Genomic DNA, 13,311 nt, shown 5'->3' with positions numbered 1-13,311 from the left:
CGGAGGCCGGCGAAATCCGGACCGCAGGCCAGTCAGGCATGGGCGACCGCGTCGCGATCCACCGAATGGCTCGTATCCCGTTGCCGCATGCGCCGGGTCTGCTTTGACTGGTAATCACTGAGCCGTGTCTGCAATGCCGTTATCCGCGTAGCCGCCATCGGGTTGCTACTGCCTTTCCGCACTGGACTTCATGAAGCGGCCAACGCCCGCATTGAGAAGGGGAATCAGCCATGCCGGAATCCATATCGGGGACGGAAGATCCTCCGGTCGCACCCTCGGCATTGGGCATTGAGGCCGCCCGGAACCTCGCCCACACGGCCAAGTCCGTTCCCCAGATGCAGGGCATCTCCTCCCGGTGGTTGCTGCGCATCCTTCCCTGGGTGAACGTGCCCGGCGGCACGTACCGGGTCAACCGACGCCTTGCCTACACGATCGGCGACGGCAGGGTGAAGTTCGACAACGCGGGTCTCCGCGCCCATGTGATACCGCAGACGCTGCGCGAAATCGCACTGTTCCGGGACTTCCCCGATGAATCGATACTCGATGCCCTGTCCGACGCTTTTGAGCAGCAAGAGGTGGAACCGGGAACGGTGTTGGCCCGGGCGGCGAGCAAAGGGGATCGACTGGTCCTCATCGCCCGTGGCAAGGTCGAGCGCATCGGTGCCGGCAACTACACGGAGTCGGTCTCGCACGGCGTACTCGCCGAAGGGTCCTACTTCGGCGACCAGTACCTCACCGGAAAAGGGCCCTGGGAATTCACCTACCGGGCGATGACCGCCTGCACCCTCCTCACGCTTCCGCGACGCGCCTTCCGGCAGCTGCGGTCCACCGCACCGGAGTTGGGCGCCCACGTCGACGCGTACCTCTCCCGGCCCCGGCCGGCCATGACGCGGCGGGGCGAGGCGGACATCGCGATCGCGTCCGGCCACGGCGGAGAGGCGCCGGTGCCCAGTACGTTCGTGGACTACGAGGCGTCGCCCCGGGAGTACCCGCTGAGCATCGCCCAGACCGTACTGCGGATCAACACCCGGGTCGCCGACCTCTACAACGGACCACAGGATCAGACCGACCAGCAGTTGCGGCTGACCATCGAGGCCCTCCGCGAGCGGCAGGAACACGAGATGGTCAACCACCCCGACTTCGGACTGCTCCACAACGCCGACCCCCAGCAACGGATCTCGACCCGGCACGGGCCGCCGACGCCGGACGATCTGGACGAACTGATCTCGATGCGACGGCAGACCACGTTCCTGCTCGCACACCGGCGCACCATCGCCGCCTTCGCCCGGGAGTGCACCCGCGCCAAGATCTGCCCGCCGGGCACCGAATTCCACGGTCACCACGTGGTTGCCTGGCGCGGCATCCCGTTCCTGCCCTGCAACAAGATCCCCATCTCCGCGAACCTCACCAGCTCGGTGCTCGCACTGCGAACCGGCGAGGACAACGGCGGGGTGATCGCCCTCCACCAGACCGGTCTCGCCGACGAGTACGAACCGGGCCTGTCCGCCCGCTTCATGGGGATCGACGACCGGGCGACGCTCTCCTACCTCGTCAGCACCTACTACTCGGTGGCTGTCCTCCTGCCCAGCGCACTGGGCATCCTGGAAAACGCCGAAGTCGGCCACTACAACGAACCCCCGGACGCGCTGTGAGTCCGCTGGGCGGCCCCACCGGCCTGGGCACCTCGGCCGCCCGCCGGTGCGCGCCACCCCCGCCAACATCCGCTGCCAGCACGGCCGTTGAGTCGCTCGACCTCCACTGCCCACCCCCGCGGCGCATCGATCCGGTGACCGCAGACAGAATCAACGAACGCCTCGTGGCCTGGGCCGACCGCATCGGCCTCTACCACGGCCGGCTCGAACGGGTACGCGCGGCCGACTTCGGCAGCCTGGCCACCCTGTGCTACCCCAGCACCGACGACCTGGACCGGCTCACCGTGCCGGCCCGCTGCGCGCTGGCCATCTGGGCCATGGATGACCACTACTGCGACGACCCCAGCCTGGGAGCCGAGCCCAGCCTCCTCGGTTCCCGCCTGGCGACCGCCGCCGCGGTCCTCGGCAAGGTCCGTCTCCCGGACCGCTACGAGGCCGAGTTCGACGACGCCACCCGCACCGACCCCGTCCTGGTCGCCCTCCGATCCGCCGTCACCCACCTGGGACACCTCACCACCCCCACCCAGCTCGACCGGACCCGCCACAGCCTCTGCTACCTCTTCACCGCGCTGGCCCAGGAAGCCTCCTGGCGCGCCACCCACCACCGGCCGCGGGTATCGGAATACCTGGTCAACCGCCAGGCCAACAGCTTCCTGCCGTGCATGACCGTGATCGACGCGATCGGCGGCTACCACCTCCCGGCCCACCTCTGGGCCGACCCGCAGGTGTACGACACCGTCGGCATCGCCGGCCTGGCGAGCTGCGTGGCCAACGACATCTACTCCGCCGACGTCGAACACCACGGAACCGGCGAGGACTTCAACCTTCCCAGGGCCCTCGTCGAGGAACGTCGATGCACCCCGAAGGAAGCACTGACCCTGAGCGCCGAACTCCACAACGACCTCATGCGGCGCTTCCACGAGCAGTCCGACGCCCTGCGGCACCGCGGCGAACCCGAACTGCGCAGCTACCTCGACGGCGTACTCGACTGGTGCGCGGGCAGCCTCGCCTGGCACCGCTCCAGCCCGCGCTACCACCCGCAAACGCCCCCGGACCGACCGCCTACGACAAGGACAGAGCATGACCACCACACCTGACCAGAACGCCACCGTGCTGCGCACCGACTACCAGAAGGCGGTTGCCGAGTACTGGGACACCCACCAGAACGACAGCGTCAACCTGCTGCTCGGCGACATCGACGAGCTCTACCACCACCACTACGGCATCGGCCCCTACGACCCCGCCGTACTGGACGCGGCCCCACCGGACCGGGACCAGCGGATCATCCGCGAACTCCACCGCATGGAAAGCGCACAGGCCGACCTGCTGCTGGACCAACTCGGCCCGGTAGCACCCGACCACCGTCTCCTGGACGCCGGCTCCGGACGCGGCGGCACCTCGTTCATGGCCCACCGGCGCTTCGGCTGCCAGGTAGCCGGCGTCTCGATCTCCCAGTACCAGGTCGACTTCGCCACCGCCCAGGCCGAACAGCACCACGTCGCCGACCGCGTCCGCTTCCACTTCCGCAACATGCTCGACACCGGACTGGCGAACGCCTCACAGCACGCGATATGGACCAACGAGACCACCATGTACGTCGAACTCGACGAAGCCTTCGCCGAGTTCGCCCGCGTCCTCACGCCCGGCGGGCGCTACGTCTGCATCACCGGCTGTTCCAACGACCTCACCGGAGGCCGGTCCAAGGCCGTCAGCCACATCGACTCGCACTACACCTGCAACATCCACCCTCGGAGCGCCTACTTCAACGCCCTCGCCGCCCACGGCCTCATCCCCATCGCGGTCACCGACCTTACCCCGTTGACCATTCCGTACTGGGAACTGCGCGCCCGTTCCTCCCTGGCCACCGGCATCGAGGACGCCTTCCTCACGGCCTACAAGGAAGGCAGTTTCCACTACCTCCTCATCGCAGCCGACCGCGCGTGACCCCGGAGGGGACGAGGCCGCACGCCTCGGCGCTTCACCAGGCGACTGTCTGGCCCTGGTAGTCGAGGTACTGCAGGCCGGCGCGGCCGCGTTGGGCGTCGATGACCGTGACGAGGCGGGGGACGCTCTCGCCGAGGGTGAGGCGGGCGTTGGGGCCGCCGAGCCCGGTCTTGACCCAACCAGGCGCCATCAGCAACAGCGTTCGGTGGTCGTCGCGGTGCCGGGCGGCGTAGCTGCGCATGAGTTGGTTGAGGGCGGACTTGCTGGCGCGATAGATCTCGAAGCCACCGCGTTCGTTGTTGGCGACGCTGCCCTGGCCGGAGGACATGATGGCGAGGGTGCCGTGGGAGTCGACGAGCCCACCGAGCGCCTCGATGACCCGCATCGGGCTCAACGCGTTGGTGATCATCAGGCGGGTGAACTCCTCCGTCGTGACGTCGGCGCTGGTCTCCTCCTGGCGGTTGGTGACGCCCGCGTTGACGAAGAGCAGATCGAAGCTGCGGGCAGCCAGCCGGTCGCGGAGTGCCTGGACCTGCTCGGGCGCGTTGATGTCCACCTGCTCGATCTCCAACCGGCCACCGGCGGAGTCCTGCAACTCGTGCAGGGCGGTGCGGCCCGGACCGCGGACGGTCGCCACGACCCGGGACCCCCGGTCGAGGTATTCCGCGGCGATCGCGTACCCCAGGCCCCGCGAGGCGCCGATGAGGAGAACGGTGGTGTTCGGTGAGGCCGTGTTCATCGCTGCTCCTTGAGAGGGTGCGCAGTTCCCGTCGCCGGCCGGTTGTCCGCCCGGGAGGGAAGGGGGGCGAGGCCGTAGAGGGATTCGGCGTTGGCGTGGGCGATCTTGTGTCGGTCGGTGGGGTGGGGAAGCGTGTGCAGGAAGTCGGTGAGGGTCGCGGCGTCGAACCGGTGGAACGGGTAGTCCCCGGAGAGCAGGATGCGGTCGACGCTCGTGTAGTCCAGCGCGTGGCGGAGCAGCCGCGGGGTCAGCATGCCGCTGGTCGCGATGTGGATGTTGGTCGCGAAGTAGTCGGCGACCCGCCGCTCCAGACGGGGTGCGGCGTGGGAGAGGCTGTCCACCCGGTCGAGCGCGAACAGCAGCATCTCGCCCCAGTGCCCCAGGACGACCTGGAGGTCCGGATGACGGTCGAAGGCGCCGCGCAGGATGAGACGCAGCGCCGCGAGCCCCGCTTCGATGTGCCACCCCCAACCGAACGTGGCCAACGCGAGGTCGAGGGTCGGGTCGAACCCGCGGTAGGACGCCGCTCGGACCGCGTCCGGGGGAATCTGCGGATGGAGGAACACGGGACGCCCCAACTCGGCGGCGGCCGCGAGCAGTTCGTCGTTGGCGGGGTCGTCCAACGGGCGCTCACCGCTGCGGCCGTAGGACATGATCCCGACGTGGCCGGGCGCGTTCGCGGTCCGCCGGAGCTCGGCCACCGCCGCATCCGGGTCTGACATCGGCAAGGTCGTCATGACCCTCAGACGGGTCGGATGGCGACGAACGGCCTCACTGGCGCGGTCGTTCGCCTCGCGGCTCAACGCCACCGCCTCCCGCGCCGGAAGCCCATGCGTCCCCGGCGGCGCGACCGACAGGATCTGGACATCGACGCCCGCCGCGTCCATCGCCTCAACTCGCCCCGCACCGATGTCGAGCAGCCGTGCGGGGATGTCCCCGCGGTCGTTCAACGCCACGCTCTCGTCGCGGGCACCCGCCGGCTGCGACCGCAGTGCCTGGTCGATGTTCGGAGTGCTCCAGTGCTCTTCGATGGCGACGACCCTCATCGCTTCACGCTCCCGTGCCCCGCTCCCCGCGGCAACCATGTACGGCACATCGTGCGCTCCTTCCGTTGTGTCTGTGCGCACCTTCCGTCGTGCACGTCCAAGCCTCGGCGACGCACTGAGCACGGCGGCCCGGATCTGGTGGAATCTGTAACATCACCGCTATGGTGCGCCACGAATCCAAAGATTCCATCACTCTCGATCTCGAAGATGTGCGTATCCTTCGCTCACTTCAGATCGATCCACGGGTCGGATTCGCGACCATGGCGACGGTCCTCGGGGGCTCCGAGCTGACCGTCGCCCGCCGCTACCGCCGCATGCGGCGGGCCGGGCTGATCCGGGTGATCGGGGTGGTGGACCCGGGAGCGCTCGGGCAGAGCCGGTGGATGGTGCGCCTGCGGTGCCGGCCGGGCAGCGGTACGGCCATCGCCGAAGCGCTCGCGCAACGCGACGACATCGGTTGGGTCGCCCTGAGCGCGGCCGGTTCCGAGGTCACCTGCGCCGTGCGCTCGCGATCGGCGGAGCAGCGCGACGACCTTCTCGGCCGTCGGCTCCCCCGCACCGCCGCCGTGCTCGACCTCCAGGCGTCCGTGATGCTCCGTCAATTCCTCGGCGGGCGTGGGCACTACTGGGCCGCGCTCGCCGGCACTCTGACCCCCGAGCAGGAGTCCGCCCTCGGATCCGGGTCCGGGTCGGGCGATCGGCCGTTCACCGAGCGGCCGGTCGTGCGCGCGCATCCGTCACAGCTCGACGCTCACGACGAGAAGCTGCTCGCGACCCTCGCCGTCGACGGTCGGGCCAGCCTCGTCGACCTCGCAGCCGCGGCCGACCTCACCCCGGGCCGAGCGTCAAGACGTCTACAGGCACTGCTCGCCAATGGGGTGGTCCACATCGACGTGGAGATCGCCCCCATCGCCCTCGGGTACCGAGCCCGGGCGAACCTCTGGATGCGGGTCCACCCGGCCGAGGTCAAGACCGTCGGGCGGGCGATGGCGCAGATGCCGGAGGTGGGCTTTGCCGCCGCGGTCTCCGGACCGCACAACCTCCACGCGGTCGTCCACTGCCACGACCTCGACAGACTCTTCGAGTTCAGCACCGAACGCGTGGGAACCCTGCCCGGCGTCGAAGGCATGGAGATCAGCCCGATCTCCCGTCAGATCAAGCAGGCCGGAACCCGACTGGACGGTGACCGCCTGAGCGAGGCGTCGGGCGGCGACCAGGGGCGTCCTTGACGCCGGTCGGCTCCCGGCCCCGGCGTTCGCTCAGTGGCGTCGGCCGAGGTAACCGTCGGGACGGATGAGGAGGCAGGTGCCGTCCGAGGCGTCGTATGCGCGGTAGGCGTGCCCGTGGGTGTCGATGACATGGGGGCCGGTTGGGGTTTGGCCGGGGCGCAGGACCGCGTAGGCGTGGGGGGTGTCTGGTGCGGGTGCGCCGAACGTCAGGTGGGTGGCATGGGGGCCGCGGTAGAGGTCGAAGAGCCGCACGGTGCGGCCGTTGGAGTCGGTGACGGGTGCGTCCGGTGCGCGGTCGCCTGCCACGATCCGGCCTTCGGCCGTCCGGTAGGAGACGTCCAACTGACGGGTGTTCGCGCCGCGTTCATGGGCGTCCGCGGCTCCCTCCCGGTGCTTGCGCAGGAGTTCGGAACTGACCGCGAGGACCTTCTGGGCGGTCGCGCGCCGCTCGTCCTCGTAGCTGTCGAGCAGTTCGGGCGAGCCGTCGGCCAGCTTCCAGCCGAGGTTGTAGGCGTCCTGCACACCGGTGTTGAGCCCCTGCCCGCCGGTGGGCGGATGGACATGGGCGGCGTCGCCCGTGAGGAAGACCCGGCCCACTCGGAAACGCTCGGCCAGGCGGATGTTCGGCCGCCAGACGGTGGACCAGTCCAGCCGGGTCAGCCGGACGCCCGCGCCGCACGCGTCCAACTTGCCCTGGAGGGTGTCCAGCGATGCCTCGTCGTCGTCCTCAAGGAGCGGCGCGTTGAACTGGAACAGCCCAGGCGTGCCGGGCAGCGGGCTCAGGCCGACTCCGACCTGCGGGGCGTCCGCGCGGGCGAACCAGTAGCCCCAGGCGTGATCCAGCCCGTCGGCGGCCACGTCCCCGAGCAGCATCCGGACGGTCTCGTCCGTCGTCCCCTGGAAGGGGACACCCAGAGCCCTGCGGACCGTGCTGCGTCCGCCGTCCGCCCCCACCAGGTAGGAGGCGCGTACGGTCTCGCCGGTGGACAGGCGCGCCGTCACCCCGTCCTCGTCCTGGGTGAAGTCGACCAGCGCCGTGCCGAGTTCGACTCGCACGCCGAGCTCGGCGAGCCGGTCCCGCAGGACGCCCGCCGTCTGGGACTGGCCGAGTACCCAGGCGTTCGGGTACGGCACGTCGGGAGTCGCCTCCAGGCGTTCGGCCATCCGCCGGTCCATGACGTGGGTGCCGTCGAGGTGCACGCGGACCGTCGCCGCCAAGCTCCCTTGCGCGAGGACCGCGTCCAGAACGCCGAGGTCTTCGAAGACCTCCAGCGTGCGTGGTTGGAGGCCGTCGCCCCGCGAACCGGCGAAGTGCCCGCTCGCCTTGTCGATGACGCGTACGCCGAGTCCGCGCCGGGCGAGGTCGATGCCCAGGGTCAGGCCGGTGGGACCGGCACCCGCAATCAGCACGTCCATGATCGAACCTCGTTTCTGAATCCAGATTCAGTGAATGTAGATTCAGTATGTTCGTTGGTAGTGTTCCCGGTCAAGGAGGTGCCGTGAAGCGCAAGGAAAAGGCCGCGGAGACCGAGGCCGCACTGAAGGTGGCGGCCAAGCGGGTCTTCGCCGAACGCGGCTACCTGAACACCAAGATCACGGACATCACCGCCGAAGCCGGCCGCGCCGCGGGCTCCTTCTACAACCACTTCGCCAGCAAGGAAGCGCTCTTGGAAGCGCTGATGGCCGACATGTCGGCCGAGAGCGACACCCTGGCCGCCGCTCCCGGACACCTGTCGGACTTCACCGACCCGGAGGCGGTCCGCGAACACGTCGCCATTTACGTGCGCCTCTACCGCGAGCACGCCGCAACGATGCGCGCCATGCAGGAGGCCGCATTGGTCAGCGAGGACTTCGCCGCGACGCTGGCGAGGTTCGAGGCGGGCGAGCGGGCCGACATCCTGGGCCACGTCACCTGTGTCGCCGAGGCCGGCCGCCCCCTGCCCGCCTCGCCGGAGACCTCCCTGCGCATGGCGTTCGACCTGATCCACGCCTTCTTGCGGACCCGCCAGCCCCACGCCGACCAGGCCGACGACGAGGAGGCGACCGAGGTCCTGACCCGTTTCGTCTACCGTGGGTTGAACGGCTGCGACTACTGACTACTGGTCAGCTCCCGTGAACTCCGGCTGCGGGCTTGGCAGTTACACCGCTCAGTGGCTGACTCCCTAGCTCCGGAGGGTCTTCCGCAGGAGTTCTCCGAATGCGGCGGGGTGGCGGGTCAGGCCCGTGTGGCCGCCGGGGAAGTGTTGGGGGTCCATGCCGAGTTGCCGGGCCAGGGAGGCGGCCGTCCGGTGGGGGAGTTCGCCGTGTGAGTCCTGGCCACAGGCGAGTACGAGCCGGTCCGATGCCGCCTTGAGGCGCTGAACGTCGGGTACGTAGGCCATGAAGCTGGGAACGATGCGCTCGACGAAGTACGGGAGGTTGGCCATCGTTCGTTCGGCTCGGGCCGCTGCCTGGGGCGGCAGCTTCATCTCGGGTTGCGGCTCAGGGGCGTTGTCGTCGCCGTCCTTCTTCAGCCCCGCTGCGAAGACCGCCATCGCCGGCATGAGTCCCTGGGTGCGGAACGTCTCCTTGACGCGGGCCGGGAGGGCACGGTGCCTGTCGGCGTCGGGCAGGACCTCGATGACGGGGGGTTCGTGCGCGACGAGGCGTTCGATGCGCTCGGGGTGAGTGGTGAGCAGGTGCAGGGCGGCGATCGCGCCGGAACTGGAGGCGAAGATCCGGGCCGGCTGGTCGGGGGAGAGCAGGTCCAGCAACCGGCGGGCGTCGTCGGCGTGTTCGGCCACGTGCTGCTCGGCGTCCGGGTCGCGCAGGGTGCTGTGGGATATGCCGCGCGGGTCGTAGGTGGCCACGGTGTAGTGCGCGGCCAGGTCGTCGGCGACGGCGTCGAAGGTGGCCGTGCCGCCGCTCCCGCCGGGGATCAGCAGCAACAGCGGCCCCTGGCCGCGTACTTCGTAGTAGAGGGTCGCGCCGTTGACGGGCAGGGTGCCGGTGGTGGGGCTGGTCATGACGGGTCTTCCTCTTCCGGTGTGGGCCAGTTCATCAGGAGGGTGTGGAGGGCGTCGAGGTTGCGCGCCCAGGAGCGCTGCGGCGGACGGGCATGGCCGAAGCCGCCGGTGGCCTCCAGGGCGACGAAGCCGTGGAAGGTGCTGCGCAACAGCCGGACCGCGTCGGTCAGATCGGGCTCGGCCAGCCCGTAGCCGCGCAGCATGCCGTAGGTCAGCTCGATCGCGCGTCGCGGGCCAGGCGCCTGCTGCGCCAGCTCGGGGTCGATGGTGAGGGGGGCCTGTGTCGCCATGTAGCGGCCCGGATGCCGGTGGGCGTACTCCCGCCAGGCGTTGGCGAACGCGACCAACGCGTCCCTGCCTGACCGCCCGGCAGCCGCCTCCGCGATCCGCAACGTCTTCTCGTCCGCCGCCAACAGCGCGATCCGGCCACGGAGATCCTCCAGGCTGCGGACGTGCGTGTACAGGCTCGCGTCCTTCACGCCGAGCCGTCGCGCCACCCGCGACATGGTCACCTGGTCGAAGCCGACCTCGTCCGCCAACTCGGCCCCCACGATGGTCACCCGCTCCGTCGTCAGTCCCGCCCGAGCCATGGTTTTCTCCTCACGTCCTAGGGGTCCTAGATGAATGAGTCCGATGTCTTCAGTGGTCATAGGCGATCAGTGATCGCTTGGCTGGGGCGTTGGTGTTCCAGTTGTGCCAGATCGCCGTGGCCAGGGCGAGGAGTCGTTGGCCGGTGCGGGCGAAGACACCAGCGGGTGTCCGGCCTCCGTGTTGTTCGAGGCTGAGCTGGCCTTTGAGGGTGTCGAATACCGCCTCGATCCACTGGCGGACGTGGGCCAGGCGTCCATGCCGGACAGGCTCGTTCTTCAGGTCCGGCCGCACCAGATGGACGCCCAGGCGCTCTTCGAGGAACGCCTCGAACTCCCGCCCGGCGAAGCCCTTGTCCGCAAGAATCACTTGACCGGAGCGCATGAGGTGGTGGTCGCGTTCCAGCAGCGCGGTCATCACCTGGCGTTCGCCGAGTTTGGGGTTGGCCAGGCACCAGGACACCGGCATGCCCTCGGCTGTGGTCAGCAGGTAGAGCCGCAATCCCCAGAAGAAGCGAGAATGGCTCGCGCAGTAGCCGTATCCGGCGTGCCCTGCCAGGTCGGAGCGTTTGACTGTCTCGCGGGAGGCGGCGCACGGCAGTGGTGTGGAGTCGATCAGCCGCAGGTTGTCGTGCCAGGTGGGCACCTGCCTGGCCAGTGCCTGGATCACGGCCGAGATCAGTGGGCCGGCGGCGTTCAGGCGCTTGTTGTAGGCGGATTGCTGGGGCAGGTAGCGAAAGAGGTGTCCCAGTCGGGCGTGTACGAAGCGGATCCATTGCCGGGCCGAGGGAAAGCCCAGTAGGACCTGGGCGACGGCCAGGCACAGCAGTTCGGCGTCTGTCAGTTTCGGGGGTCGCCCGATCCGGCGACGAGGGGCCACATGGTCATCGATGAACACGTACAGTGCAGCCAGAAGGGCGTCCAGGTTTGTCGTCACACACGAGCCAACGGGCGCCCTTCGCCATGGTCGCGGCCAGCACAAACATCGGACTCATTCATCTAGGTATAACCTAGGACCCCTAGGACGTGCAAGCGGGAAGATCTTGACGGTCGAGGCCCCGGACGCGTGTCCGGGGCCTCGGCGTACGTGTTGCATGGCCTGCTGACTTGCCGCTGCGGGTGGGGAGTTGGAAGGGAAGCCCGCAAGGGCCTGAGGCGTGGGTGCATGGTGGTGCGGCGTACTTCCTGCTCGGGCGACCAGGGGAACGGGTCGCGAGGCCCACTACCGGGGTGTGGGGTTCCCCTGGTGCCCGCGCGGGCCGACCGCCTCAGGGGCGGTGGCTCAGTCCCGGATCTGGCCGCGGTATCCGACGGGGCCCTCGTCGGGGAACTGGGCGGTTCCCGCGAAGCGGCGGCCGTCGTCGAAGAAGGTCACCGACCCGTTCCCCGCGTCGCCGCTCCACGTCACCGACGTTCCCTCGGAGGGACGGTCGTCTTCGGGGACGACTCGGTCACGGTTCCGGATCTTGATCGACAGCGGCGCGTCCGTCTGCCAACCGCCGCCCTCGGTGTGGATCTCGGTGTCGTAGGTAGCCATGGTTCCTCCCATCTGTTGCGGGCACGTGGCCCGCGTCTGCTCATCTGTGTGGAGTACCGGTGGTGGTGCAGTCGTCGGAGGGGGCCCGTCGGCAGTCCCGGCCGTGCAGCCAGGACGGGCCTTCGGCTCAGCCGGTCCGGCGGCAGTAGGACGCCGCGTTGTCGCCGCGGGTAACGACGACGAAGTCGGAGCGCGGGCCTCAGTGTCTGCTGTTGCACTGCTGCGCAAAGAGGTTGGGCGGTTCCGCCGCCTGCACCTCTTCGCAGACGATGGCTTCGCCGGCCTGTGAGGAAGAGGCGCCGGCCAGGGTGGGGGTGCGGGGTACGGCGGCCGCCCGTGCGAGGGGCGTGCCGGCGGTCTGGAAGGCCGCGAACGCACCTGCGGCCAGGGTCAGGGCCATGGCCCGCAGACAGGTGTGCGGGGTTTTCGTGCGGTGCTCATTGCGGTCTCCTTCGGGGACAGGCGGGACGTGATCTCCTCCTCCCGGATGACTGCCGCCCGAGGCCGTACCTGGGACTGTACGGCGTTCAACGGTGAGCGTCATCCAGGGGTTTGACCACCCACGTCATCGGGAGACTCGCGCCGGAGGCTTGACCCAAACCACCCCTGCGGTAGGCGCGTGACGCACATGGTGGCGCGCGGCCGGTGGTACCTGTGGTGGCGGAAAGTCGGCCCTCCGCGGTCTTCAGTCACGGGGGTGCCGCAGCCGGGGCAGGGCGTTCGAGGTCGCGGCGTCCGCCGGGTGATGGGCCCAGATGCTGTGGCCCTCGCTGCCTGGCAACTCCAGGACATGTTGGTGGAGGGTGAGGGGCCCGACCCGCGGGTGGCGGAGGAGCTTGCGTTCCATCGCCTTCTCGTAGACGTGGTGCGTGTTCCAGGATGCGGTGAACTCGGCGCTGTGGGCGGCGAGTTCGTCCACCAGCTCCGTCAGACGGGACGCTCCCGACTCGTAACCGGCCTGGGCGCGTAGGGCTGCGACCATGCAGTGAGCGAGTTCGGGCCAGTCGACGAAGAACGACGGCGCCTGAGGGGCGAGGAAGACCATACGGGCGTAGTTGTCCCGGGGCTCCAGTCCTTCGTAGAGGAGAGCGCCGGGTGCGTTGCTGCCCACGATATCGAGCCACCGGTTCATCAGAAGGGCGGGCATCGTCATGGAGTCGAGCAGCCGGTGCACGTCTGCCGAGCGCGTCCGGTCCATGCCGGGAGCCGCTGTGTTCGCAACGGCCTCTCCGGCGGCGAGCGCACGCAGGTGACGCGCGGCCGCGGGGTCCAGCAGCAACGCCTCGCACAGCCCGTCCACCACCGTGCGGGACGGCCGGCGTTCCCTGCCCTGTTCGAGGCGCACGTAGTAGTCGGTGCTGATCCCCGCCAGGACTGCCACCTCGTCCCGCCGCAGGCCCGGCACTTGGCGCCGCACCCCCGGAGCCAGCCGGTGCTGTTCGGGACGCACCTGCCTCCGCCTGGCGCGCAGGAAGACCGCCAGTGGTCCGCTACCTCCGCCGTGGTTGCTCACGACCTTGTTCAAGACCTCCATGCCGGCAGCATAAGGAAGCGGCGTTCGCCGCAGTGCGG

14 protein-coding genes are annotated in these 13,311 nt (G+C 69.3%); 5 read left to right on the top strand and 9 right to left on the bottom strand.

Annotation, left to right across the window (positions count from 1 at the left end; genetic code table 11):
• The first annotated feature begins 230 nt into the window (after positions 1-230).
• The 3 genes from PV796_RS01620 to PV796_RS01610 all read left to right on the top strand — a co-directional run bounded on the left by PV796_RS01620 (position 231) and on the right by PV796_RS01610 (position 3,596).
• Positions 231-1,652 (top strand): family 2B encapsulin nanocompartment shell protein, encoded by a 1,422-nt coding sequence (locus PV796_RS01620; RefSeq protein ID WP_274910946.1) that lies wholly within the window; start codon positions 231-233, stop codon positions 1,650-1,652.
• A gap of 134 nt (positions 1,653-1,786) precedes the next feature.
• On the top strand, positions 1,787-2,749 hold the full coding sequence (locus PV796_RS01615; RefSeq protein WP_274910945.1) for a terpene synthase family protein: 963 nt from the start codon (positions 1,787-1,789) through the stop codon (positions 2,747-2,749).
• Positions 2,733-3,596, top strand: a complete 864-nt coding sequence (locus PV796_RS01610) for a geranyl diphosphate 2-C-methyltransferase (RefSeq protein WP_274910944.1) — start codon at positions 2,733-2,735, stop codon at positions 3,594-3,596. The genes PV796_RS01615 and PV796_RS01610 overlap by 17 nt, the downstream gene beginning before the upstream one ends.
• Before the next feature lie 34 nt (positions 3,597-3,630).
• Here PV796_RS01610 and PV796_RS01605 read toward each other — a convergent pair whose 3' ends face one another.
• Both PV796_RS01605 and PV796_RS01600 read right to left on the bottom strand, forming a co-directional pair.
• The gene (locus PV796_RS01605; protein WP_274910943.1) at positions 3,631-4,335 is read right to left on the bottom strand and encodes an SDR family NAD(P)-dependent oxidoreductase; all 705 of its coding nucleotides are present in this window, start codon (positions 4,333-4,335) and stop codon (positions 3,631-3,633) included.
• Positions 4,332-5,381, bottom strand: a complete 1,050-nt coding sequence (locus PV796_RS01600) for an amidohydrolase family protein (protein ID WP_274910941.1) — start codon at positions 5,379-5,381, stop codon at positions 4,332-4,334. The genes PV796_RS01605 and PV796_RS01600 overlap by 4 nt, the downstream gene beginning before the upstream one ends.
• Before the next feature lie 161 nt (positions 5,382-5,542).
• Here PV796_RS01600 and PV796_RS01595 point away from each other — a divergent pair, with 161 nt between their 5' ends.
• Positions 5,543-6,610, top strand: a complete 1,068-nt coding sequence (locus tag PV796_RS01595) for an Lrp/AsnC family transcriptional regulator (RefSeq protein WP_274910940.1) — start codon at positions 5,543-5,545, stop codon at positions 6,608-6,610.
• A 30-nt stretch (positions 6,611-6,640) separates the two neighbouring features.
• Here PV796_RS01595 and PV796_RS01590 read toward each other — a convergent pair whose 3' ends face one another.
• Positions 6,641-8,026: an FAD-dependent monooxygenase gene (locus tag PV796_RS01590; RefSeq protein ID WP_274910939.1), complete on the bottom strand. Its 1,386-nt coding sequence runs from the start codon at positions 8,024-8,026 to the stop codon at positions 6,641-6,643.
• Positions 8,027-8,109: 83 nt separating this feature from the next.
• On the opposite strand from PV796_RS01590, the gene PV796_RS01585 reads away from it, so the two are divergent.
• Positions 8,110-8,706 (top strand): TetR/AcrR family transcriptional regulator, encoded by a 597-nt coding sequence (locus PV796_RS01585; RefSeq protein ID WP_274910938.1) that lies wholly within the window; start codon positions 8,110-8,112, stop codon positions 8,704-8,706.
• 66 nt (positions 8,707-8,772) lie between these two features.
• On the opposite strand, the gene PV796_RS01580 is transcribed toward PV796_RS01585, so the two are convergent.
• The 6 genes from PV796_RS01580 to PV796_RS01555 all read right to left on the bottom strand — a co-directional run bounded on the left by PV796_RS01580 (position 8,773) and on the right by PV796_RS01555 (position 13,273).
• On the bottom strand, positions 8,773-9,615 hold the full coding sequence (locus PV796_RS01580) for an alpha/beta fold hydrolase (RefSeq protein ID WP_274910937.1): 843 nt from the start codon (positions 9,613-9,615) through the stop codon (positions 8,773-8,775).
• Complete coding sequence (locus PV796_RS01575) at positions 9,612-10,205, bottom strand: TetR/AcrR family transcriptional regulator (RefSeq protein WP_274910935.1); 594 nt, start codon at positions 10,203-10,205, stop codon at positions 9,612-9,614. Before PV796_RS01575 ends, PV796_RS01580 begins: the two co-directional genes overlap by 4 nt.
• Positions 10,206-10,254: 49 nt before the next feature.
• A complete protein-coding gene (locus PV796_RS01570; protein ID WP_274910934.1) occupies positions 10,255-11,139 on the bottom strand; it encodes an IS982 family transposase in 885 nt (294 codons plus the stop codon).
• Positions 11,140-11,484: 345 nt separating this feature from the next.
• Positions 11,485-11,739: a hypothetical protein gene (locus tag PV796_RS01565; RefSeq protein ID WP_274910933.1), complete on the bottom strand. Its 255-nt coding sequence runs from the start codon at positions 11,737-11,739 to the stop codon at positions 11,485-11,487.
• 199 nt (positions 11,740-11,938) lie between these two features.
• Positions 11,939-12,139 carry a hypothetical protein gene (locus PV796_RS01560; protein WP_274910932.1) on the bottom strand — a complete coding sequence of 67 codons (201 nt, stop codon included), beginning with the start codon at positions 12,137-12,139 and terminating at the stop codon, positions 11,939-11,941.
• 285 nt (positions 12,140-12,424) lie between these two features.
• Complete coding sequence (locus tag PV796_RS01555; RefSeq protein WP_274910931.1) at positions 12,425-13,273, bottom strand: helix-turn-helix transcriptional regulator; 849 nt, start codon at positions 13,271-13,273, stop codon at positions 12,425-12,427.
• Between the last annotated feature and the right edge of the window lie 38 nt (positions 13,274-13,311).

This window comes from Streptomyces sp. WZ-12, assembly GCF_028898845.1.
GTDB lineage: Bacteria > Actinomycetota > Actinomycetes > Streptomycetales > Streptomycetaceae > Streptomyces.
The sequence above is the reverse complement of the archived record's forward strand: the minus strand, read 5'-3'. Positions and strand labels throughout refer to the sequence as shown.

What these genes read in the sequence shown, in the direction of transcription:
- PV796_RS01620 (WP_274910946.1), top strand. Translation starts at nt 231, where the DNA reads ATGCCGGAATCCATATCGGGGACGGAAGATCCTCCGGTCGCACCCTCG.
- PV796_RS01610 (WP_274910944.1), top strand. Translation starts at nt 2,733, where the DNA reads ATGACCACCACACCTGACCAGAACGCCACCGTGCTGCGCACCGACTAC.
- PV796_RS01605 (WP_274910943.1), bottom strand. Translation starts at nt 4,335, where the DNA reads ATGAACACGGCCTCACCGAACACCACCGTTCTCCTCATCGGCGCCTCG.
- PV796_RS01600 (WP_274910941.1), bottom strand. Translation starts at nt 5,381, where the DNA reads ATGAGGGTCGTCGCCATCGAAGAGCACTGGAGCACTCCGAACATCGAC.
- PV796_RS01595 (WP_274910940.1), top strand. Translation starts at nt 5,543, where the DNA reads ATGGTGCGCCACGAATCCAAAGATTCCATCACTCTCGATCTCGAAGAT.
- PV796_RS01590 (WP_274910939.1), bottom strand. Translation starts at nt 8,026, where the DNA reads ATGGACGTGCTGATTGCGGGTGCCGGTCCCACCGGCCTGACCCTGGGC.
- PV796_RS01580 (WP_274910937.1), bottom strand. Translation starts at nt 9,615, where the DNA reads ATGACCAGCCCCACCACCGGCACCCTGCCCGTCAACGGCGCGACCCTC.
- PV796_RS01575 (WP_274910935.1), bottom strand. Translation starts at nt 10,205, where the DNA reads ATGGCTCGGGCGGGACTGACGACGGAGCGGGTGACCATCGTGGGGGCC.
- PV796_RS01565 (WP_274910933.1), bottom strand. Translation starts at nt 11,739, where the DNA reads ATGGCTACCTACGACACCGAGATCCACACCGAGGGCGGCGGTTGGCAG.
- PV796_RS01560 (WP_274910932.1), bottom strand. Translation starts at nt 12,139, where the DNA reads ATGGCCCTGACCCTGGCCGCAGGTGCGTTCGCGGCCTTCCAGACCGCC.
- PV796_RS01555 (WP_274910931.1), bottom strand. Translation starts at nt 13,273, where the DNA reads ATGGAGGTCTTGAACAAGGTCGTGAGCAACCACGGCGGAGGTAGCGGA.